Here is a 22,652-nt window from a genome sequence, read left to right as displayed (position 1 = left end):
TGATGCTCCTTGATTGCTTTCAACAACTTTTGAAGATTAATCAGCGCTTCCTTAGATATGCAATATCATTTTTATGTGAGGTATCCCGTCCAGCAGAAATTCCTCTGATACCTGCTGAAAGCCCAGTTTTTCGTAAAAACCCCTTGCGTATGTCTGCGCTTCCAGATAAATCTGTTTTGCTCCAAAATGTTTCTGCGCTACCAGTAAGCCTTCCTTCAAAATTTGGCTGCCCAAGCCACATCTCCGTTTCGCTGCGATGACGCGACCGATGGAAACGTACTCGCTTTCGATCTCTTTATCCATTACCCGCAGATAAGCCTGAACGCCGTTTTCGTCCTTCAGATACACGTGAATGGCAGCTTGATCGCAGTTGTCGAGTTCTGGGTACGTGCAGTTCTGCTCGACCACGAAAACATCCACACGAAGTTTCAGAATGGCGTACAGTTCTTCATTTGTTAATTCATGGAATCGTTTTATGTTGAGTTCCATACCATCACCACCTACATATCAAATCATCTCCAACTGCCGAAATGCAGTTGCTTTTTTTAAATCAGGGACAGTCTGCTCCAATTCTTTTTCGTTGGGGTCGGCATAACCGACCCCGATGAACACAGGCATCATATAGGTTGCTGGCACCTTCAGCCGCTTCTTTACCGCCTCGTGCTCTTCGTTCATGGGGATTCTCATGGAGCACGCCAATCCTTCGGCAGTCGCCGCGAGAAAGATGTTTTCTATAGAGCACCAGATCGTGGTAAACGGATTCATCTCTTTATCTGTTTTCAAAACGATGAAATGCCAGTTGCGGTTATAATTCCATATGGGGTGTTGGCATTTTTTCAACAGCCAGATCAAGAGCGTCCGCCCCAACAGGGGCGGACGCTCTTTCTGCAGCCTTATCTGTCACTTCCCTCCGCCCAGGTAGACCGCTTCGATCTCCGGGTCAATCAGCAGGTCGCTCGACGTCCCCTCCTTGACGATGGACCCCGTCTGGATGACGTAGGCCCGGTGGGAGAGCTGGAGCGCCTTCTTCGCGTTCTGCTCGACGATGAGGATCGTCGTGCCCAGCTTCCGGTTGATGACGGTCAGCTCCTTGAATATCTCGTTGATGATGATGGGGGCGAGGCCCAGGGACGGCTCGTCCAGGAGGAGCACCTTGGGTCGGGCCATGAGGGCGCGGCCGACGGCCAGCATCTGCTGCTCGCCGCCCGACAGCGTCCCCGCGTACTGTTCCTTGCGCTCCAGGAGGCGGGGAAAAAGCTCAAAGACCTTCCGCTCCTGTTCTTCAATGGCGCTGCGGTCGGAGAGGGGGAAGGCCCCCATCCTGAGGTTCTCCATGACGGTGAGCGGGGCGAAGACCTTGCGCCCCTCCGGCGCGAGGGAAACGCCGCTGGTCACCACCTGATAGCTCCTCCGGGGCAGGTCCCGGCCCTCCAGCAGGATCCTGCCCGAGGCGCGCGGGACGTCGCCCATGATGGCGTTCATCATCGTCGATTTTCCCGCGCCGTTGGCCCCGATCACCGCAACGATCTCTCCGGGGAAGACGTCGAGCGAGATGCCCCTCAGGGCCTGAATGGCGCCGTAGTTCACCGAGAGGTCCTGAACGGAAAGGATGGGGGTTCTCTCGTCAGCCATTTGTCATTCCTCCTCCCCAAGGTAGGCCTTGAGCACTTCGGAGTGCTGGCGGATCTCCTCCGGACTGCCCTCGGCGATCTTTGCGCCGAAGTTCATGCAGATGATGTGTGGGCAGATGGCCATGACCATGTCCATGTGGTGCTCGATCAGGAGGATGGTGAGGCCGAGTTTTCGATGCAGCTGGGTGATCAGCTCGTTGAGCTCGTGCACCTCGTCGGCGTTCATGCCCGCGGCTGGTTCGTCCAGGAGCAGGAGCTGCGGCTGAAGCGCGATGGCGCGGGCGATCTCAAGCCGGCGCTGCAGGCCGTAGGGCAGGGTCCCCGCAGCCTGTTCCGCGCGGTCCGCCAGGTCGACCTGCTTTAGGAGCTCCATGCTCTCCCTGCGGATCGCGGCCTCGCGTCCGCGCCAGCGGCCGAGGTGCGTGACGGCCTCGAAGAACGAGTAGCCGTGGTGCTGCTGCGCCGCGGTCATGACGTTCTCAAGGACCGTCGAAGCCGGAAAGAGCCTGAGGTTCTGGAAGGTGCGGGCTATCCCCAGGCGGATGACCTGATAGGACCGCAGTGCGTTGATGTTTTCGCCCATGAACTCGATGTCGCCGCTGCTCACGTCGTAAACGCCGGTCACCAGGTTGAAGATGGTGGTCTTCCCCGCGCCGTTGGGTCCAATGAGCCCCGCAAGCTCCCCTCGTTGGATGACGAAGCTCATGTCGCTGACGGCCTGGACCCCGCCGAAGAACTTGTTGACGCTCTTCAGCTCCAGCACCGCGTTCTCCGATGTCGGGTTCATCAGTGGCCCCCTCCCTTCTCGTCCAGTCCGGCGACCGGGGACTTCTTCCAGCGCTTCAGGACCCGCCGGACGTAGGCCGGGGTCAGCTCGTTGGTCCCCATGATGCCCTCCGGACGGAGGACCATGATCAGCACCAGCACGGCCCCGTAGACGAGCATCCTGTACTGGGAGATGGGGCGGAACAGCTCCGTGACCAGTGTTAGGATCGTCGTGCCGATCAGGCAGCCGCTCGTGGACCCCAGCCCGCCGAAGACGACGATGGAGACCAGCTCCGTTGACTTCACCTGATCGAACATGACGGGCTGGATGAAGGACATGTAGCCCGCCAGGAGCGCGCCCGCCACGCCGCAGTAAAATGCCGAGATGGCGAGGCTCAGGACGCGGAAGCGGGCCGTGTTGAAACCCAGCAGGGACGCCGCCACGTAGTCGTCCCGGCAGGCCTTGAAGGCGCGCCCGTACCGGCTGTTGATCAGGAAGAACATGAGCACGCACAGGACGAGGAAGAAGGATACGGCCACGGTCATGGACGTGTAGTTGTCGATTCCGGGGTAGCCGCGCGCGCCGCGCGTGACGCTGTTCCAGTTCTCGATGATGAGCCGGATGGCCTCCCCCAGCCCCAGGGAAACGATGGCGTAGTAGTCGCCCACCAGCTTGAGCGTCGGGAGGCCGATGAGGTAGGCCAGCACCATCGACAGGATGCCCCCCGCGAGGATCGCGGCGACGAAGTGCACCTCGTATTCGACGGTCAGGATGGCCGCCGTGTAGGCGCCGATGGCCATGTACCCCGCGTGTCCCAGCGTGAAGATGCCGGTGAAGCCCGTAAAGAGGGAAACTCCCAGAGCGGCGATGAGGTTGATCGCCAGAAGGGTGACGACTCCGGATGCGTAACCTTCCACCATGATGATCCCCCCTATACCTTCTCGCTGACGGACTTGCCGAAGAAGCCCGTGGGGCGTATGATCAGCGTCACGATGAGGATGCCGAAGACGACGAGGTCGCGGAACTGGCTTGAGATGAAGCCGGCGGTCAGCATCTCGGCGAGCCCCAGGATGATGCTGCCCAGCACGGCCCCCGGCAGAGAGCCAAGCCCGCCGATGACGGCCGCGATGAAGGCCTTCGTCGTGATGGCGTTCCCCAGCTGGGGATAGAGCGTGTAGCGCACGGAGAGAAAGATTCCCCCCACGGCCGCGAGGAGCCCCGCGACGAAGAACACGATGGCGATGAGGCGGTTGACGTTGACCCCCATCAGCCCCGCCGTCCGGAGGTTGTAGGACGCGGCCCGTATGGCCAGCCCCCACTTCGTCTTGACGAGGAAGACTTGCAGCCCGATGAGGAAGACCACGGCCGTGATCAGCGACAGGATGTCGAAGGCGCTCGTCGTGATCAGCCCGAAGAAGCGGACGGGGGTCATGGGGATCACGGGCGGCAGAGCGCGGAAGCGGCCGCCGATGGTCACGACGAAGAGGTTTTCGATCACGATGCTCATTCCCATGGAGGCGATGAGCATGTAGAGCGTGACGGGCGTGCGCTCACGGATGGGACGGTAGGCCAGGCGCTCCACGACGATGGCCGAAACGCCCGCGCCGACGAGGGCGGCAAGGGAGGCCGTCCAGATGTCCAGTTTGAGGGTGAGGAGGGCGTAGTAACAGATGTAGCCGCCGATGACGAGGAAGCCGCCGTGCGCGAAGTTCGAGAAGAGCAGCACGGAGTAGACCAACGAGTAGCCAACCGCGATGAGGGCGTAGACCGACCCCAGCGACAGCCCGTTGATCACCTGCTGAGTCAGGGTGACGAAGGTATTCAAAATTTAACACCTCGATTTCGTTGAGTGGGGTGGAGGCGGAACCGCCCAAACGCTTTGGAGCCCGGATCGTCGGCCCTTGTGCGTCCTGCGCCCGCACTCCGAAAGGGGCGAGGCCGCATAGAAACGGGGCCCAGGACCGACGAACGCCAGCCTTGGGCCCCCCCGTGAACGCGGTTTATTTCGGCTCTATCTTCTTGTAGAACTGCGTGTTCAAGTCGTCGCCGACCTTCAGGATGATGCCCGCCTTGTTCAGCGGGTTGTGGTCCTCGGGGTTGATGGTGAGGGTGGCGTGGTTCAGCTTGAGACCCTTCGTTTCCTCAAGTGCCTTTGCGATCGCAGGCCCCTCGGCCACGCCCGCACGCTTGATGGCGTCCAGGACCCACCACATGGCGTCGTAGGCCATCGTGCCGTTCACGAACTCCTTGCACTCGTCGTTGTAGGCTTCCTTATAGCGCGCGAAGATCGGGGCCATGACGGGGTCCCCCAGGTAGGTGTGGTTGATCCAGTACGTCCCCTTCATGGCGTCGCCCGCGATCTCGTTCATGAACTCGCCGTACCCGTCGCCGCCGATGACGGTGACGTCGAGCCCCAGCTCCTGGGCCTGCTTGATGGCCAGCGCCATGTCCTTGCCCATCCCCGGCAGGAACAGGACGTCCGCGCCCGAGTTCTTGATGGTGGTGAGCTGCGCGCGGTAGTCCACGTCCGTTTCGCGGAAGCCCTCATCCGCCACGACCGTGCCACCCAGCTTCTGGAAGTCCTTGGTGAAGAACTCGCGGAGCCCGTGGGCGTAGTCGGAGCCGACGTTGTACAGGATGGCGGCCTTCGTCTTCTTCAGGTCGTTGTAGGCCAGGTCGGCCGCCAGCGCGCCCTGATAGGGGTCCGTGAAGCAGATGCGGAACGAGTAGGGGCGGACCTTGCCCTTGTTGTCCACGGTCACGAGCGGGTTGGTCCCGATGGTGGATATCTGGGGGACCTGGCCCTTGTTCACGATGGGCGCCGTGGCGATGTTGATGCCGCTGGTGTTGGCCCCGACGATGACGCAGACGCCGTCGCTCTCGATCATGCGGCGCACCGCGTTGACCGCGTCCTCGTTGCGCGTCTTCGTGTCGTAGACGACGAGCTCAATGGGACGCCCCAGGATGCCTCCCGCGGCGTTGGTTTCGCTGACCACCATCTTCGCCATGTTGACCTCGGTGATGCCGTACTGCGCGTAGTCGCCCGTGAGCGCGGCAAGGTAGCCGATCTTGATGGGTCCCTCCGCTGCGTACGCCGCCCCTGAAACCGCCAAAACCATTGCCAGTACCGCTAAAGCCTTTCTCAATGTGTCCACCTCCAGATAATTTCAATAGATTTCGGGAAAGCCGTTGGAAATAATTTTGAGGAGCAGAAATTTTATAACTATTATTGTACCGGCCCGACGTGAAAATGTAAAGGACCCTGTCGCGATGTGCTCCGGCAGGGTCCTCGCCCTCCGGCCTAGAATGGGCCGTAGTTGATCGCGACCGCGCCGACGATGAAGGCGACCTGGAGCAGGAAACAGATGGCGTAGAACGGGATGATCCAGCGATAGTAACGCGAGAGCGGGATCTTGACCATGGCGCAGACGATGACCATGAAGCCCGTGGGCCACAGCAGGTTGGAGAAGCCGTCTCCGAACTGGAAGGCCAGCACCGCGATCTGCCGGTTCAGGTGGATGAGGTCGGCGATGGGGGTGATGATGGGCATGGCGACGGCGGCCTGTCCCGATCCCGACGGGATCAGGAAGTTCAGCAGGTTCTGGAACACCAGCATGCCGACGGCGCTTGCGTAGAGGGACAGGCTCTCCAGGAGGCTGACGCAGCCGTGGATCAGCGTGTCGATGACGTTGCCCTTCGTGAGAACGACGAGGATGCCACGGGCCACACCGACGGTCAGCGCGGCGACGACCCCCCTGGACAGCCCGTCGCAGAGCGTGCTCGCGATGCGGTTGGGGCCCCAGCGGTTGATGAGCCCCACGACGACGGAGACGATCATGAAGATCGCGGCGACCTGGTTGATGTACCATCCCAGGAAGATCAGCCCGTAGCCCATGACGCACACGCCGACGAGGAGCGCGAGCATCGAGAGCTTGCGCTGAAGCGTGAACGGCGTGTTCATCTTCTCCTCGTCGATGGTGAAGTCGGAGTAGTCGACGTCGCTGACGAAGCTCTTCGAGGGGGCCTTCTTCACCCGGTTCGCGTAGTTCAGGACGTAGAGGATGCTGAAGGCCGTCATGACGGCGAGGACGAGGCAGCGGTATCCGATGCCGGAGAACATGGGAAGCTCCGCGATGCCCTGCGCCACGCCGATCGTGAAGGGGTTGACGGTGGCCGAGGCAAAGCCGATCCCCACCGGGACCACGGAGATGGCCACGCCTGTGAGCGCATCGTACCCCAGCGCGATGCTGAGGGACACGAAGATCGGCGAGAAGGCGATGATCTCCTCATAGGACAGCGTTCCGGTCGACCCCCAGATCGAGAGGATCGTCATCAGGACGACGATCAGGCCCAGGGAAAACCGTGGGTTCTTCTTCGCCTTGCGGACCATCAGGGCGATGCTGGCGTCGATGGCTCCGGTCTTCTCCATCAGGTAGAGGCAAGAGAACGCCGCAAAGATGAGGAAGACGATGTTGGCCGCCTCGATCAGGCCAAGCTCCAAGGCAACGAACATGTCGAAGATGCCGACGGGCGTGTCCTTCACGTACTTGAAGGAGGTGGGGTCGATGACCGTCCTCTTGAGTCCCTCGTCCATCACCCTGGCGTATTGCCCCGCGGGGACGATGTGGGTGGCGATGGTCGCCAGGACGAGCACGCAGAAGAGGAGCACGAAGATGTGGGGCAGTTCACGGAGCTTTTTCGCGGGGGGCTTGAGGTTCTCTGACACTTTGAATTCCTCCTAAATAATTATGGAATAAACACGAGGACGAAGTCCTCTTGAATCTGTCCGGTCCGGAAGCGGCCGCGCCCGAACGCCCGCCGGTCCGCGAGGTCGAAGCGGCGCGTCCGACTTGTTCCTCACTGCGCCCTGATGTACCCCCAAAGGTCCTCCTGGCGCACGGCGGCCAGGCCCTCGCTGAAGGGCCGCACCTCGTCGTATTGGTTGTTCAGGACGTTCTCGCCCAGGACGTTGACGAAGCTCCATCGGGCGTCCGTCGCCGTCCCGGCGACCCCCTCGCTGAAGGGCAGGGCCTCGTTGTAGCGGTGGGGGATGACGAGGCGTCCCCGCGCGTCGATGTAGCCCCAGGCGCGATAGCTCGCGTGGAGCTTCACGGGGGCAAGGCCGTACTTGAAGGGGCCCGCCTCGTCGAAGGAGGCCTGGATGCGGTCCCGTCCCGCCACGTCGATGTAGCCGAACCGCCCCTGGACCTCCACGGCGGCCAGCCCCTCGCTGAAGGGTCCGGCGCTCAGGAACTGGGGTGGGATCTTCATGTGTCCTCCTGCGTCGACGTAGCCCCAAAGGCCGTTGCGCCGCACCGGCGCAAGCCCCTGGGAGAAGGAGCCGGCCGCCTCGAAGCTCGGCGCGATGGCAAACCGGCCCGTCATGTCGATGAAGCCCCAAAGGCCGCCGCGCTGCACGGCGGCGAACCCCTGGCTGAAGGGCAGCCCTCCCTCGAAGGTGGCGTCCCCGAAGACGGGCTTCCCGTCGGGGTCGATGTAGCGGTCTCCGACGAAGGCCACCCCTTCGCTGAAGGGCCCCGCCTCCGGGACTCGATAGACGAAGGGCAGGACCATGCGCCCCAGGCTGTCGATGTAGCCCCAGGCGTCATTTGACTTCACAGCGGCCAACCCCTCGTGGAAGTCCCTTGCCTCCGCGTACTCGAAGTCGATCACGACGCGCGGCGGGCGCGTCTGCACCGCCTCCGCTCCCACTGCAAAAAACGCCGCGGCGAGGGCTGGAAGCAGGCACGTCAAAATCCTTTTCAACTTTTTTTGCGCGATTCCTAAAGCCATCGACATCCTTGTCCTTTCGTGCGGATTCGTGAACGGCTTCGCAGGGGATTGAAAGGGGTTCCCCTGCTCTTTCGTATTATATCAAATCATATCAAAAAAGCGCGCCGGAGGTGGCGCGTTCGCTGCAGTGAGGTCGCGTGCCGGAGGCGACCTCCGGCACTTGCGCAAAAAAACCTTCGACCGGGTTTTTGGGGTGACAAAACGGGGGTTTTGAAGTAGGGTTAGAGGGCGTTGGTCGGGTTCGATCGTGGCTCCCGCCCCTGGGGGCGGCTCCGCCTTCGGAACTTGTGGCGGCCATTTCATGAAAGGGGTCTTTGTGTATGGTGGAACTTAAGGTGTACGGCGGAAACGCCGCAGGGTGGAGCGGCGGGGCCGTCGTCCTTCTCCTGCGGGAGGAGGACTGCAGGTCGGTGCCGGAGGTGCCGTGCCGGGATGCGGTGAAGGAGCTGGCGGCGCGGAAGGACTTCACGGGGAAGGCGGGGACGTCCCTGCGGGTGCCGCTCCTGAGCGGCGGCGTGAGGAACCTGTTCCTGGTGGGGCTGGGCAGCGGAGAGGACGAGGCCTGCAGCGCCGAGGCGGTGCGGAACGCGCTGACCGCCGCCCTGCGCGAGGCGGGGCGCCATCACTGCGAGTCCGCCCTCGTCCCCATGGGGCACCTGAACGTCGGGGCCGGGCGGCCCTTCGGCCCGGAGGCGCCCGACTGGTCCGTCGTCGTGGGGGAGGCGTCGGGGCTCTCCGGCTATGCCTTCGACAAGTACAAGGAGCGGAAGGAGGACGACGACGAGGGTGCCTTCGCCCTGCGGGAGGTCCTGGTCCCCGGCCTGGACGAGGCCGGGGGGCGGCGCGGGATGACCTACGCCGCCGCTCAGGTCGCGGCGCGGGACCTGGCCAACGAGCCGGGCTGCGTCATCAACCCGCCGGCGCTGGCCGACTGCGCTCAGGCGATGGCGAAGGAGCTGGGGCTGGACTGCGAGGTTTGGGACGAGGTGCGGCTGAAGGAGGAGCGCATGGGCGCGCTCCTGGCGGTGGGCAGCGGCTCCGCGACGCCTCCGCGCCTGATCCGCCTCTCCTACGTCCCCAGAGGCGGAAAGGCGCGGGGGAAGGTCGTGTTCGTGGGCAAGGGCATCACCTTTGACAGTGGCGGGCTCGACATCAAACCCGCCTCATCCATGACCACCATGAAGGGGGACAAGTCCGGGGCCTGCTGCGTCATGGGCATCCTGCGCGGCGCGGCGGAGATGAAGCTGGACGTGGAGGTCCACGGCATCCTGGCCTCGGCCGAGAACATGCCCTCCGGCTCCTCCTTCAGGCCGGACGACATCGTCCGCGCCCGGAACGGCAAGACGATCGAGATCAACAACACGGACGCGGAGGGCCGGCTGGTCCTGGCGGACGCCCTCTGTCTGGCCAGCGAGATGCGCCCTGACGCCATCGTCGATATCGCGACGCTGACGGGGGCCTGCGCGGTGGCCCTGGGCAACTGGAGGGCGGGCCTCTTCTCGCGCAGCGATGACCTGTCGGGGGCCCTTCTGGCCTCGGCCCGCAGGCGCGGGGAGCGCTTCTGGCGGCTGCCCGCGGAGGACGAGCACATCGCGGAGAAGCTGAAGTCCCCCTTCGCGGACCTGGTGAACTCCGGTCAGCGCTACGGCGGGGCGACCTTCGCCGCCATCTTCCTGGGGAACTTCGTGGATCGGTCGATCCCCTGGGCCCACCTGGACATCGCGGGCGTGGACTTCATGGAGAAGGCGTGGGGCGTCTACGCGAGGGGGGCCAGCGCCTTCGGCGTCCGCACCTGTCTGGACTACCTGGCCTCGCTTTAGGAGAAGGGCGGAAGGCGGTCTGGCCTCCCGAAGGAGGCCAGACCGCGCGTGCCCATGGTTCACTTTCCCCGTTTCCGTCGATTCCTGTTGAAGTTGATGAGGCACCCGGCCTTGACGATCTCCCGCTCCTCGGCCGTCATATCCTGGACGTAAAGGCAAATCTCCGATGCGCGGCCGTCCTTCAGGACATACGCTGGAATGTCCTGAAGGTTGCCGTCCAGCGCCCTGCAGATGTCCGGCACGTAGATGTAGTCGTCCACGTCGAACGCGTCCGGCCTACCCTTGAGGTGAAAGGGGATCATGCCCCAATTCATGCAGTTGCTGCGATAGCGCTTCGTGGCGTACTCCTGCACGATGTTGGCCAGGCCGCCCAGCACCCGCTGACACGAGGCCGCCTGTTCGCGGGCGGAACCGTCCCCGGGGCGGTTGGCGTACACGACGGAGCCGATCTCGACCTTCATTGGATCGACGCTCTCCTGACCAGGTATCCTTTGAATGAGGGCAAAGACCTCCTCCAGGCCGGCGCCTTCGGGTTTGTGACCGGCGCGGCGCTCCTCCTCGAGCGTCTGGACCGCCTTGGCCCGGGCCACGTACTCCGGGTCCCGCCGCGACAGCGTGAACTCCGCAAGCCCTGAGGGATTGCTCCTGAAGGAGGAGGTTTCCCCCGATGGGATGAGCTCGTCCGTCGTCGTCACCTCGTCCAGGATCTTCGACGCCACCCGCAGCAGGATGTTCTCCGCAAGAGGCTCCATCTCCGGCCAGGGTTTGATGTTGGGGCCCGAACGGAGCTTCGTCTCCGGCGCCGCCCTCCCCCAGCCCTGATAGACCCTGGCCCGGTACGCCCTGTCGTCGTAGTCGTACTCCGGCACGTCGCCCCATTGACACTCGAAATTTTCGGCGCTCGTCAACTTCCCTCCGTTGGCCGCCGTGGCGGCGATGGAGCGGGCGTCCATCAGGGCCACCGCCGCCATCTGCCCCTGACCGGGCTTGGAGCCCTCGCGGTTCGGGAAGTTGCGCGTCGTGTGCCGTATGGACAGCGCGTTGTTGGCCGGCGTGTCCCCCGCGCCGAAGCATGGGCCGCAGAAGGCCGTGCGGATCACCGCACCGGCGTCCATCAGGTCGGCAAGGAAGCCCTTCCTGTCCAGGTCCGTGAACACCGGCTGGGACGACGGGTAGAGCGAGAGGCAGAACTCGTCGTCACCGCAGGACCTTCCCTTGAGGCAGCGGGCGGCCTCTACGACGTTCGTGTAATTTCCCCCCGCGCAACCGCCGATGATGCCCTGCTGCACCTGGAGCTTGCCGTCCGGCGTTATTTTATCCAGCAGCGTGAAGCGCGCCCGGCCCTCGGCGACCTTTTCCGCTGCAACCTCGGTTTCCCGGAGGACGTCCTCCAGGTTCTCGTAAAGCTCATCGATCGTATAGCCGTTGGACGGGTGGAAGGGCAGCGCGATCATGGGCTTCACCGCCGCCAGGTCTACCTCCACGCAGCCGTCGTAGTAGGCAATGTCCGCCGGATTCAGCTCCTTGTAGTCCTCCTCCCTGTGGTGCTTTTTCAGGAACGTTTTCGTGTCCCCGTCCGTCCGCCATATGGAGGACAGGCACGTGGTCTCCGTCGTCATGACGTCCACGCCGTTGCGATAGTCCGTCGTCATCGAGGAGACGCCAGGTCCCACGAACTCCATGACCTTGTTCTTCACGTATCCGTCCTTGTAGACGGCGCGGATGATGGCGAGCGCCACGTCGTGGGGGCCGACGAAGGGCGCGGGTTTTCCCTTGAGGTAGATGGCCACGACGCCGGGCCGAGCGATGTCGTAAGTATCGTCCAAAAGCTGTTTTACCAACTCGCCGCCCCCTTCGCCGACGGCCAAGGTCCCCAGGGCGCCATAACGGGTGTGGGAGTCGGAGCCCAGGATCATCTTTCCGCAGCCGGCGAAGTTCTCCCGCATGTACTGATGGATGACGGCGATGTGGGGCGGGACGTATATGCCGCCGTATTTCTTTGCGGCGCTGAGGCCGAAGAGGTGGTCGTCGTCGTTGATGGTGCCCCCCACGGCGCAGAGCGAGTTGTGGCAGTTCGTCAGGACGTAGGGCAGCGGGAAGCGCTCCATCCCTGAAGCCCGTGCCGTCTGGATGATGCCCACGAAGGTGATGTCGTGGGAGGTCATGGCGTCGAACTTGATCTTCAGGCGTTCCATGGAAGCCGACGTGTTGTGAGATGAGAGTATGCCCCAGGCGATGGTCCCCTGCAAGGCCGTCGCCCTGTCCGCGTCCTTTCCGGTCAACTGGCGGACTTTAGCCGCCTCTGACTCCCGGACGACCTCCGCCCCATGGATGAGGTATACGCCCTCATCGTAAAGTTTCACCATAGAAAAATCCCCCCTTGTTAAAGTCACCTGAGTAGATCAATGCCTGATTTCGTCCCCATCGGTCGTCGTGCAAGGCGTGACGGCGTGCCCTATGAGCGTTTTCATGTCTGCCAGTACACGTTGGTCATACTGTGGTTCACGGACTACTGTCTTTATTTTATCTCAATTTTGTCATGAGATACTCTGGATCAGGAGCGAGCGTCACCCGCCGGCGCTTTGTTGTTATAATATGGACGTGTCATCACTATTATGAATGGAGGTCTTTTCGATAAAAAGGTTTTTGTTCGCGGTTTTTCTGGGGGGCGCTGCACTGGCGGCTCTTGCCCGTGCGGTCCCGGCGTCGGCGGTCGGAGCCTGTCCGGTCGAGAAGGAGCTGACGTTCGCGACGCCGGCGGACCTGAGGCTGGCGAAGCTTGGCGTTCAGCGCGGGACGAGCGCGGAGGGGCTCGCGAGGGCGCTCCTTGGCGACCGGGCGAAGGATCGGCTGACGGCCTTCGACCGGGGGGAGGACGTCGCGGAGGCGCTGAAGCTGGGCAAGGTCCAGGCGGCCGTCATGGACGAGGCCTCCGCCATGCAGTTCGTCAAGGCCTCGTCGGGGGATCTGTCGATCCTGCCGGGGCTCCTGTCCGCCGAACGGTACGCCATCGGCTTCCGGAAGGGGGACCAAGCCCTGCTGGAGAAGGTGAACAGGGCCCTGGCGGAGCTCAAGGCCGAGGGGACGCTTGAGGCCATCGTGCAGAAGTACCGGGAGGACCCGGACTCCACGAGGCCGGAGGACATCGACCTCAACGGGGCCGCCGCCGGCGGAAAACTGACGGTGGGGATGGGGCCGGATTTTTCGCCCTACGACATGACGAAGGAGGGCGGCTTCACGGGCATCGACGTCGAGGTCTGCGCCGCCGTCGCCAGGAAGCTGGGCATGGAGCTCAGCGTCGTCGCCTACCCTCTCGACGCGCTCTTTTCGGCGGTGGAGGAGGGACGGGTTGACATGATCTGTTCGGGCATTGCCGTCACGGAGGAGCGCAAGAGGCTCGTGGACTTCTCCGAGCCCTACGAGATATCGAAACAGGTGGGGCTGGTGCGGACGAAAAACCTGGGCGCCAGGCCGAAGAAGGAGCGCTGATAGACCTCTCTGCGCCCGGAGGGCGCAAGAAGGAAAGCGCGATACACCGAACCTTTCGCAGGGCCGCCGACACGTCGGCGGCCCTTTCTTTGTTTTACGTGTCCTTTCGGCGCTTCGCGTGCTACAATGCCGTCGTGTCAATTTTTTGAGGAGGGATCGGCATGATCGTGACCACGACGAACGACCTGGAGGGGTGGCGGGTCGTTGGCTACCTCGGCATCGTGTCGGGCGAGGTGATCCTGGGCGTCAACTTCATCAAGGACTTCGGAGCGGCCATCCGGAACATCATCGGGGGCCGCTCTGGGGGCTACGAGGAGGAATTGCAGGATGCGCGGGAGAGGAGCCTGGAAGAGATGCAGCAGCGGGCCTGTGCGCTGGGGGCCGATGCGGTCCTCGCGGTCCGGGTCGATTACGAGGTGCTGGGGCCCAACGGCGGCATGTTGATGGCCGCCTGCAGCGGCACGGCCGTGAGGCTTGCCAGGGTCGCGTGACGGGCGAGCGGATGGAGGTTAGAACCTTGCGCTACGAGAAGAATGTGCTGGTGGAGGACGTGGTGGACCTGACCTTGAAGCTGCTGAGCATCCCCTCCGTGTCCGGGGACTGCGCTGCGGTCATGGACGTGGCGGAACGCGAGCTGAGGGACGCGGGGCTTGCCACGACCCGGACGGCGAAGGACGCCGTGCTGGCGGTCCTGAGCGGGCGGGACGACGAGCGCCAGCGCGTGGTGGCGGCCCACCTGGACACGCTGGGAGCGGTGGTGCACGAGATCAAGGACAATGGCCGCCTGCGCCTCTACCCCATCGGGGGCTACGACTGGCGCAGCTTTGAGGGCGAGAACTGCACCGTGCACACCCTGGATGGGGCGGCCTACGACGGGACGCTCCTGCCGGATCGGGCGGCGCGGCACGCGACGCCCATCAACAAGCGCGACGAGCCTCGCACGGAGGAGAACGTCGAGGTTCGCCTGGACGTGATGACGAGCTCGAAGGCGTCCACGGAGGCCCTGGGGATCCACGCGGGGGACATCGTTTCCTTTGAGCCGCGGAGCGTGGTGACGGAGACGGGGTTCATCAAGTCCCGTTTCCTGGACGACAAGCTCAGCGTGGCCATCCTGCTGACGGCCGTCCGGGACTTTCGCCGTCGGGGCGTGGAGCTGCCTCACACGACGCACCTCTACCTCAGCAACTACGAGGAGATCGGTCACGGCACGCCCGCCATCCCGCCGCGCGCGGAGGAAGTGGCGGCGCTTGACATCGGCGTCGTGGCGGAGGGGACGGCGTCCAGCGAGCACGCGGTCACGATCCTCTCCCGCGACGGCGCCCTGCCCTACGACCGCCGCATGGTGCGTCAGTTGAAGGCCCTGGCGGAGGCGAACGGCATCCCCTACCGCATCGACGCCTACCAGAACTACGGCTCCGACGCCTCGGCCTGCCTGAAGGCGGGGAAGGACGTCCGCGCCCTGTGCTTCGGTCCGGCGGCGGAGGCGACCCACAGCTATGAGCGCACCCACGCGGACTCCATCGACGCCGCCCTTCGGCTTCTGACCGCCTATTTGACGGCGCCCATGGCGTCCTGAGCCGGCGGGGGCGGGGAGGGCGTCCCGGTCCGGCGTCCTTTATTTTCCCCCGCAGATGGAGCTTTTGAGGTATACTCTATCACGGCAGCAGGACGTTCCTGCAATCTACCCCATGAGGAGGAAGCGATTTATGAAGCGAAGTATCCTGTGTTTGTTGTTGGCAGGGCTGGTGTTCTCGGCCTCCGGCGCCTGGGCGGCGGGCCCGCGCGACGTCACCATCGGGCTGACGGCGGACGCCCACTCCTTTTACCCCTTTACGCTGAACGAGACGATCAACAACGCCATCATGCAGCACGTCTTTGAGCCGCTCATCGACCTGGACCGGGACCTGAAGTTCATGCCCCTGCTGGCCGAGAGTTGGGACGTGAACGAGGACGCCTCCGTCTGGACCTTCCATCTCAGGAAGGGCGTCAAGTTCACGAACGGAAACGACTTCAACGCGGACGACGTCATCTACTCCTTCGACATGGGGCAGTTGGCGGGCAAGTCCGCCTTCGTCTATGCGTTCGCCACGGTCGAGAAGTACGAGAAGGTGGACGACCACACCGTCAAGGTGACCTGCAAGGCGCCGAACGCGCTCCTGCTCTGCCACCTGAAGGACGTGTACATCCTGGACAAGGAGACCTGCGAGGCCCACGACGAGGACTACAACGCCAACAACCCAATGGGGACGGGCAAGTACGAGCTGGCGGAGTACGTGCGGGGCGACCGCATCGTCTTTAAGCGCAACGAGGGCTACTGGGGCGAGAAGCCGCAGGCGGAGAACGTGACCTACAAGCCCATCACGAACGCGGGGACGCGGACGGCCAACATGATGACTAACGCCGTGGACATGATCGTGGACGTGCCGGTGCGCGACGTGTCCATGCTGGAGAAGCAGAAGGACATCACCATCCTGAAGGCGCCGAGCCTTCGCATCATCTACCTGAACCCGTCCTGCGTCGAGTCGCCCAGCAAGGACTCCAAGTTCCCCCTCGTCTCCCCGACGGGGAAGAACCCCATGGTGGACAAGCGGGTGCGCGAGGCCATGTACCGTGCCATCAACGAGGACGAGATCATCTCCAAGGTCATGAACGGCTACGCCGTGCCCGCCGCTACCTACTGCCCTGAGGGCTACAACGGCTACAACCCGGACGTCAAGCGGCTGGCCTACGACCCCGCCCTGGCGGAGAAGCTGCTGGACGAGGCGGGGTACCCCCGCCAGGCCGACGGCATGCGCTTCACGGTGACGCTCGATGCGTCGAACGACCGCTACATCAACGACGCGGCGATCGCCGGAGCCATAGCCGGCTACCTTGAGAAGGTGGGGATCAAGGTCAACCTGAACCTGATGTCCCGCAACGTCTTCTTCTCCTACATCGGCGCCACCAACAAGAGCGGCGACAACACGCACCTCTGCCAGACCGGCTGGGCGGACGCGGGCGGCGAGGGCGCCCTGATCGCGATGGACTGCATCTACTCCATGAAGCCCGGCGAGTACGTGAAGCAGGGCTGGGGCGGGGTGAACCGCGGCTACTACCAGAACCCGGAGGTCGATAAGCTCATCGAGGAGGCCATGCAGACGGCGGACGCGGAAAAGCGCTCCGACCTGGTGAAGCAGGCGTGGAAGCTGGCCGCGGACGATACGGCCTACATCCCCCTGCACTTCCAGATGGACCTCTACGCCGTCGGCAGCCGCATCAACTACGCGCCCAGGTACAACAAGTACGTCTACGCCTGGGACGTGTCCTTTAAGGATTGACGGACTCAGGCCTTCTTCCTTGGGGCCATGAGCCCCTTTCGTAAAAACGCCGGTATGGGCAATGGGCACGGTCCTCTCCCTGGACCGTGCCCGTTTGTGACGCCTCAGGCACTTTCCGGCGCTCCCCGCATAAAATTTTTGGAGGTGACGTTGTGCTTCAGTTTTTTGCCAGGAGGCTGGTGCAACTGGTCCTGGTGATGTTCGCCGTGTCGCTCATCGTCTTTGTCCTGACGAGCGTGCTGGGCAACCCGGTGTACCTCATGGTGCGCGAGAACGCCACGCCGGAGGAAATCGCTGCGGTGTCGGCCCAACTGGGGTTGGACAAGCCCCTCTACGTGCAGTACGGGATATTCCTCAACAACGTGCTTCACGGCCGTTTCGGCCAGTCCTACATGTACCGCCTGCCGGCGCTCACGCTGATCGCCGAACGGCTTCCGGCCACGCTCGACATCGTGGCGGTGGCCATGATCCTCTCCATCGTCATGGGCGTTCCCCTTGGCGTGTGGGCGGGGGCCTACCCCAAGAGCCGGTTTAGCCGGTGCGTCATGGCCGCTTCCATCGCGGGGATATCCATGCCCTCCTTCTGGATCGGCATGGTGATGATCTACTTCTTCGGGCTTTACCTCGGCGTGCTGCCCGTGTCCGGGCGCGGTGCGGTGGGGACGATTCTGGGCGTGCCCACGAGCCTTGCCACCGCGGATGGCTGGGCCCACGTCGTCCTGCCGTCCATCACGCTGGCCCTCGGCAACGTGGCGACGATCATCCGCCTGACGCGGGCCGGGATGCAGGAGAACATGCGCCGGGACTACGTCAAGTTCGCGAGGGCCAAGGGGGTCTCCACCGGAAGGGTGCTCTTCGGACACGCCCTAAAGAACACGCTGATCCCCGTGGTCACCGTGTTCGGCCTGCAGTTGGGCAACCTGATCGCCTTCACGACGATCACGGAGACCATCTACGCCTGGCCGGGCATCGGAAAGCTCTTGATCGACGCGGTGTCCAGCGCGGACCGGCCCATCATCGCAGCGTACATCCTCTTCGTCGCCGTGATGTTCGTGGCCATCAACTTCGTCGTGGACCTGCTCTATGTGGTCATCGACCCGCGCATCGACCTGCGATAGGAGGACGGGCATGTCAGAGACAAGGAAAGGCCGGCTCCGCGCCTTTTTTCAGTCGGAGTTCTTCCACAACTTTCGCCGTTCGCCGACGGCCGTCGCCGGTGCACTGATCGTGTTCTTCGTGCTGCTGGTGGCCCTGATCGGCCCCTACTTTACGGTTCAGGACCCCTACAACATGGCGGAGCTCCAACTGGCCGACGCCTACAAGCCGCCGTTCTGGATGGAAGGCGGGGACCCGAAGTTCCTGCTGGGGACGGACCAGCAGGGGCGCGACATGGTAAGTGCCATCGTCTACGGCAGTCAGGTGTCCCTGGTCATCGGCCTCCTGGGCACCCTGATGGCCAGTGCTATCGGCATCGTGCTGGGGCTGGTCTCCGGCTACTTCGGAGGAAAGGTGGACGCCCTCATCATGCGCATCGCGGACGTTCAGCTCTCGTTCCCCTCCATGCTCATCGCGCTCTTTCTCATGTCGATCCTGGGGCGGAGCGTGGCGAACATCCTCCTGTCCCTCATGCTGGTGGGCTGGGTGCGCTACGCCCGCACCGTGCGGGGGGAGACGCTCTCGGTCAAGCGCAACGAGTACATCGAGGCGGCCCACGTCATCGGCCTGCCGAACTGGCGCATCCTGTTCCGGCACGTGCTGCCCAACGTCTTCGCCTCCATCGTCGTCCTCTCCACGATGCAGGTGGGGGGCTTCATCCTGACGGAGGCGACGCTGAGCTTCCTGGGCCTGGGGGTGCCGATCTCGCGCCCCTCCCTGGGGATGCTCTGCAACAACGGCTTCACCGTGCTCTACAGCGGCCTGTGGTGGGTGTCCATCCTGCCGGGGCTCTACATCATGATCATCGTGTTTGGCATCAACCTTCTCGGCGATTTTCTGCGCGACGAGATGAACCCCAATCTGAAGTGAGGCGCGCGCCATGGATGACCGTTTGCTTCTGCAGGTGAAGGGCCTGCGAACGTGGTTCCATACCTTTAAAGGCGTCGTCAAGGCCGTGGACGACGTGTCCTTCGACATCCGCGTCGGGGAGGTCCTGGCCGTGGTGGGGGAGTCGGGAGGCGGCAAGTCGGTGACGGGCTTTTCGGTGATTCGCCTGATCGACGAGCCGGGGAGGATCGAGTCGGGAGAGATCCTCTTTGCGGGACGCGACCTGATGAAGCTCTCCGAGCGGGAGATGAACCGCGTGCGCGGCAAGGACATCTCCATGGTGTTTCAGGACGCCATGACGTCGCTCAACCCCGTGTACACCATCGGCCAGCAGATCGACGAGGTCCTGCGGCTGCACACCTCCATGGGCCGGGCTGAACGGCGCAGGGCCAGCGTGGAGCTCCTTCGCTCCGTCGGCATCTCGAACCCGGAGGGGCGGCTGGGGAGCTACCCCCATCAGTTTTCGGGCGGTATGCGTCAGCGGGTCGTCATCGCCATCGCCCTTGCGGCGCGCCCGCGCCTCATCATCGCGGACGAGCCCACGACGGCGCTGGACGTGACGGTGCAGGCCCAGATCCTGCGCCTCATGACGAACCTGATTCATGCCGAGGGATGCTCCCTCATGCTCATCACCCACGACTTGGCCGTGGTGTCGGAGATCGCGGACCGTATCAACGTGATGTACTGCGGCAGGATCGTGGAGAGCGGGTCGGCCCGTGCCGTGATCGACGGGAGCCTCCACCCCTACACCCTGGGCCTCATCAACTCCATCCCGGACCTGAACCGCGAACAGGGGCGCTTCAAGACCATCCCCGGCATCGTTCCCAACATGTTCGACCTGCCCCAGGGCTGTCGCTTCAGCCCGCGCTGCGAGCGAGCGCAGGACCTGTGCCGAACCTCCGTGCCAGAGCTGCGGGAGCTCGAGCCCGGCCACTGCGTCGCCTGTCACTTTCCAATCCATCGCGAGGTGAGATCATGACCCCCATCCTTTCCGTCCGGGGCTTGGAACAGCGCTTTGATTTGGACCGTTCGCTCCTGAGCCAGATTCGCTTTGAGCGTGGCCGTGTGGTGCGGCGCAAGCGCGTCGTGTACGCCGTGAACGGCATCAGCTTTGACGTGCCGGAGGGGCGCGTGTTCAGCCTGGTGGGGGAGTCCGGCTGCGGGAAGTCCACGGCGGCGCGGAGCATCATCCGCCTGCTGGAGCCCAAGGGGGGCACGGTGACCTACCGCGGGCAGGACATCACCCACGTGTCGGAGCGTCGGATGTTGCCGCTGCGCCGAAAGCTCCAGATGATCTTTCAGGACCCCTATGCGTCTTTGGACCCGCGCCAGAGCGTCTTCGACATCCTGTCGGAGCCCATGCTGTTCCACGGCGTCGTCGCGGGGCGCCGTGAGGCGCGGGAGCGCGTGCTTGCGCTGCTGGAGCGCGTTGGTATCCGGCCGGAGCAGGCCTCGCGCTACCCGCATCAGTTCTCCGGCGGGCAACGCCAGAGGATCGGCATCGCGCGGGCGCTGGCGGTGAACCCGGAGTTCATCGTCGCGGACGAGCCCGTGTCGGCCCTCGACGTGTCGATCCAGGCGCAGATCCTCAACCTCCTCATGGAGCTGAAGGAGGAGTTTCGCCTCTCCTACCTCTTCATCGCTCACAACCTGTCCGTGGTGAAGCACATCTCGGACGAGGTGGGGGTGATGTACCTGGGGCGTATCGTGGAGAAGGGGAGCCGGGATCAGATCTTCTCCAACCCCATGCACCCCTACACGAAGGCGCTGTTTTCGTCGATCCCCACGCTCTCCGGGCACAACATGAACCGTTTCGCGGGCATCCGTGGGGAGATCCCCAGCGCGATGGACCTGCCGTCCGGCTGCTGTTTTCACACGCGCTGCGACTGTGCCATGCCCGTCTGCAGCGCCGAGCTGCCGCCGGAGCGCGAGGTGGAGCCGGGCCGCTTCGTGCAGTGCCACCTGTTTTGCCGGTAGTCGCCGGCGAGGGCATCGTCGGCCTTCCGCCGGATATCTTTATGAAGTCCCGATTTTCAAGGAGGTTTTTTCATGAACGCCAAAGAATGGAAGAAGAAGGTATGCGTCGAGCCCAAAAACGGCTACGAGCGCCTGAGCGCAGAGGAGCGGGAGCGGATGAACGCCTACTGCACGGCGTACAAGGCCTTTCTCGACGCGGGGAAGACGGAGCGCGAGTGCGTTCAGGAGAGCGTGCGGCTGGCCGAGGCGGCGGGCTTTCGCCCCTACGTCCGGGGCATGGCGCTTGAGGCCGGGGACCGGGTGTTCTTCAACAACCGCGGCAAGATGCTGATCCTGGCGGTCGTCGGTCGCCTTGGCCTTGCGGAGGGGGTTCAGATGACTGCGGCCCACATCGACAGCCCGCGGCTGGACCTGAAGCCCAACCCGCTCTACGAGGACAGCGAGCTGGCCTACCTCAAGACCCACTATTACGGCGGCATCCGGAAGTACCAGTGGGTGACGATCCCCCTCGAGCTGCACGGCGTCGTGGCCATGAAGGATGGGCGCACGCTCTCCGTGACCCTGGGAGGGGAGCGCGGAGAGCCCCGCCTCGTCATCAGCGACCTCTTGCCGCACCTTGGCGCTGAGCAGAACAAGAAGCCCCTGTCCGAGGGCATCAAGGGCGAACAACTGAACCTGCTGATCGGCAGCGAGCCGCTCTCCGAAAACGGAGGCGAGGAGGAGGATGGGGCAGGGGCGGCGAAGGACCGCGTCAAGCTGAACGTGATGAAGCTGCTCTACGAGAAGTACGGCTTCACGGAGGAGGACTTCATCTCGGCGGAGCTGGAGGCCGTTCCCGCCTTTGACGCCGTGGACGTGGGGGTGGACGCCAGCATGATCGGGGCCTACGGCCACGACGACCGGGTCTGCGCCTTCGCCGCCCTGCGCGCCGTCCTGGACCTGGACGCGGCTCCGGAGAGGACCGCCGTCTGCGTGCTGGCGGACAAGGAGGAGATCGGCTCCGTTGGCGTCAGCGGAATGCGCACCGCCGCCTTCGACACCTTTATGGAGGACCTCTGCCAGGCGCAGAACGTTCCGCTGCGGGCGTGTTTGGAACGCTCCTTCTGCCTCTCTGCGGACGTGACGGCAGCCTTCGACCCCAACTTCCCGGACGTGTTCGACAAGCGCAACGCCGCCCGCTTCAACCGCGGCATCGCCCTGAACAAGTACACGGGGGCGCGGGGCAAGAGCGGCGCCTCCGACGCCTCGGCCGAAACGGTGGCCGCCGTTCGGCGGTGGTTCGACGACGCCGGCGTGACCTGGCAGATGTCGGAGATGGGCAAGGTGGACGCGGGAGGCGGCGGCACCGTGGCACTCTTCATGGCCAACCGCAACATCGACACGCTGGACGCGGGCGTCCCGCTGCTCTCCATGCACGCGCCCTTTGAGGTGGCAGCCAAGCTGGACTGCTACATGACCTTCAAGGCCATGGAGGCCGTGTGCAAGGCGCACCGGTGAGGTGGATGCCGGTCCAGCCTTGACACCACTCCGAATAGGTAATATACTCGCGCTGAAGTGGTTAGCTCTTGCTAACTTAACGAACGATGACTGAAATTTGGTAAAGGCAAATAGTGCGTTCGTTAAAATCACTTCAGAGAGGGGCGTATTGACGATGAAGAGATCAATGATGTGGTGGGCTTTTCTCGTGTTGGCGGTCGTGGTCGCCGGCGGTTGCGGCGGTTCTTCCGACAAAGCGGAAGTGGCTTTCGACGGAGGCTCCGGCACTGCGGGGGACCCCTATCTGATCGCGAACGCGGACAGCCTGCTGGCCCTCGCC

Annotated in this window: 20 protein-coding genes; 10 read left to right on the top strand and 10 right to left on the bottom strand. The window is 63.7% G+C overall.

The genetic code is table 11. The features are described 5' to 3' along the window. Positions 1 to 51: 51 nt before the first annotated feature. The 9 genes from Q0629_RS07550 to Q0629_RS07510 form a co-directional block, all read right to left on the bottom strand. The gene (locus tag Q0629_RS07550) at positions 52 to 489 is read right to left on the bottom strand and encodes a GNAT family N-acetyltransferase (RefSeq protein ID WP_298780899.1); all 438 of its coding nucleotides are present in this window, start codon (positions 487 to 489) and stop codon (positions 52 to 54) included. Positions 490 to 507: 18 nt separating this feature from the next. Then, positions 508 to 852: a hypothetical protein gene (locus Q0629_RS07545; protein WP_298780896.1), complete on the bottom strand. Its 345-nt coding sequence runs from the start codon at positions 850 to 852 to the stop codon at positions 508 to 510. Between the two features lie 48 nt (positions 853 to 900). Then, positions 901 to 1,632, bottom strand: coding sequence for an ABC transporter ATP-binding protein (locus tag Q0629_RS07540; protein WP_298780894.1), 732 nt, complete (start codon positions 1,630 to 1,632; stop codon positions 901 to 903). Between the two features lie 3 nt (positions 1,633 to 1,635). Further along, entirely contained in the window at positions 1,636 to 2,418 is a 783-nt protein-coding gene (locus tag Q0629_RS07535) for an ABC transporter ATP-binding protein (RefSeq protein WP_298780889.1), read from the bottom strand. Continuing rightward, positions 2,418 to 3,317, bottom strand: a complete 900-nt coding sequence (locus Q0629_RS07530) for a branched-chain amino acid ABC transporter permease (RefSeq protein WP_298780887.1) — start codon at positions 3,315 to 3,317, stop codon at positions 2,418 to 2,420. Before Q0629_RS07530 ends, Q0629_RS07535 begins: the two co-directional genes overlap by 1 nt. An 11-nt stretch (positions 3,318 to 3,328) precedes the next feature. Continuing rightward, positions 3,329 to 4,222, bottom strand: a complete 894-nt coding sequence (locus Q0629_RS07525; RefSeq protein ID WP_298780884.1) for a branched-chain amino acid ABC transporter permease — start codon at positions 4,220 to 4,222, stop codon at positions 3,329 to 3,331. A 175-nt stretch (positions 4,223 to 4,397) separates the two neighbouring features. Beyond that, positions 4,398 to 5,516: an ABC transporter substrate-binding protein gene (locus tag Q0629_RS07520; RefSeq protein ID WP_298780902.1), complete on the bottom strand. Its 1,119-nt coding sequence runs from the start codon at positions 5,514 to 5,516 to the stop codon at positions 4,398 to 4,400. A gap of 182 nt (positions 5,517 to 5,698) precedes the next feature. Further along, positions 5,699 to 7,123, bottom strand: coding sequence for an AbgT family transporter (locus tag Q0629_RS07515; RefSeq protein ID WP_298780882.1), 1,425 nt, complete (start codon positions 7,121 to 7,123; stop codon positions 5,699 to 5,701). Between the two features lie 131 nt (positions 7,124 to 7,254). Further along, complete coding sequence (locus Q0629_RS07510) at positions 7,255 to 8,163, bottom strand: WG repeat-containing protein (RefSeq protein ID WP_298780880.1); 909 nt, start codon at positions 8,161 to 8,163, stop codon at positions 7,255 to 7,257. Between the two features lie 347 nt (positions 8,164 to 8,510). On the opposite strand from Q0629_RS07510, the gene Q0629_RS07505 reads away from it, so the two are divergent. Then, the gene (locus Q0629_RS07505; RefSeq protein WP_298780878.1) at positions 8,511 to 10,010 is read left to right on the top strand and encodes a leucyl aminopeptidase; all 1,500 of its coding nucleotides are present in this window, start codon (positions 8,511 to 8,513) and stop codon (positions 10,008 to 10,010) included. Positions 10,011 to 10,069: 59 nt separating this feature from the next. Here Q0629_RS07505 and Q0629_RS07500 read toward each other — a convergent pair whose 3' ends face one another. Then, positions 10,070 to 12,376 (bottom strand): hydratase, encoded by a 2,307-nt coding sequence (locus Q0629_RS07500; RefSeq protein WP_298780876.1) that lies wholly within the window; start codon positions 12,374 to 12,376, stop codon positions 10,070 to 10,072. A 280-nt stretch (positions 12,377 to 12,656) separates the two neighbouring features. Here Q0629_RS07500 and Q0629_RS07495 point away from each other — a divergent pair, with 280 nt between their 5' ends. The 9 genes from Q0629_RS07495 to Q0629_RS07455 all read left to right on the top strand — a co-directional run bounded on the left by Q0629_RS07495 (position 12,657) and on the right by Q0629_RS07455 (position 22,333). Next, entirely contained in the window at positions 12,657 to 13,499 is an 843-nt protein-coding gene (locus Q0629_RS07495) for a transporter substrate-binding domain-containing protein (RefSeq protein WP_298780873.1), read from the top strand. Positions 13,500 to 13,660: 161 nt separating this feature from the next. Further along, positions 13,661 to 13,990, top strand: a complete 330-nt coding sequence (locus Q0629_RS07490) for a YbjQ family protein (RefSeq protein WP_298780872.1) — start codon at positions 13,661 to 13,663, stop codon at positions 13,988 to 13,990. A gap of 26 nt (positions 13,991 to 14,016) precedes the next feature. Further along, positions 14,017 to 15,075 (top strand): M42 family metallopeptidase, encoded by a 1,059-nt coding sequence (locus tag Q0629_RS07485; RefSeq protein ID WP_298780871.1) that lies wholly within the window; start codon positions 14,017 to 14,019, stop codon positions 15,073 to 15,075. A 130-nt stretch (positions 15,076 to 15,205) separates the two neighbouring features. Beyond that, positions 15,206 to 16,816 (top strand): ABC transporter substrate-binding protein, encoded by a 1,611-nt coding sequence (locus Q0629_RS07480; RefSeq protein WP_298780869.1) that lies wholly within the window; start codon positions 15,206 to 15,208, stop codon positions 16,814 to 16,816. 152 nt (positions 16,817 to 16,968) lie between these two features. Further along, positions 16,969 to 17,934 (top strand): ABC transporter permease, encoded by a 966-nt coding sequence (locus tag Q0629_RS07475; RefSeq protein WP_298780868.1) that lies wholly within the window; start codon positions 16,969 to 16,971, stop codon positions 17,932 to 17,934. Between the two features lie 10 nt (positions 17,935 to 17,944). Further along, a complete protein-coding gene (locus Q0629_RS07470; RefSeq protein ID WP_298780866.1) occupies positions 17,945 to 18,841 on the top strand; it encodes an ABC transporter permease in 897 nt (298 codons plus the stop codon). A gap of 10 nt (positions 18,842 to 18,851) precedes the next feature. Continuing rightward, on the top strand, positions 18,852 to 19,838 hold the full coding sequence (locus Q0629_RS07465; RefSeq protein ID WP_298780864.1) for an ABC transporter ATP-binding protein: 987 nt from the start codon (positions 18,852 to 18,854) through the stop codon (positions 19,836 to 19,838). Beyond that, a complete protein-coding gene (locus Q0629_RS07460; protein WP_298780862.1) occupies positions 19,835 to 20,836 on the top strand; it encodes an oligopeptide/dipeptide ABC transporter ATP-binding protein in 1,002 nt (333 codons plus the stop codon). The genes Q0629_RS07465 and Q0629_RS07460 overlap by 4 nt, the downstream gene beginning before the upstream one ends. Positions 20,837 to 20,908: 72 nt before the next feature. Then, positions 20,909 to 22,333, top strand: coding sequence for an aminopeptidase (locus tag Q0629_RS07455; protein WP_298780860.1), 1,425 nt, complete (start codon positions 20,909 to 20,911; stop codon positions 22,331 to 22,333). Positions 22,334 to 22,652: the final 319 nt, after the last annotated feature.

It is taken from the genome of uncultured Fretibacterium sp., assembly GCF_938030725.1.
Classification (GTDB): domain Bacteria; phylum Synergistota; class Synergistia; order Synergistales; family Aminobacteriaceae; genus Fretibacterium.
This window is presented reverse-complemented; position numbering and strand designations above follow the sequence as displayed.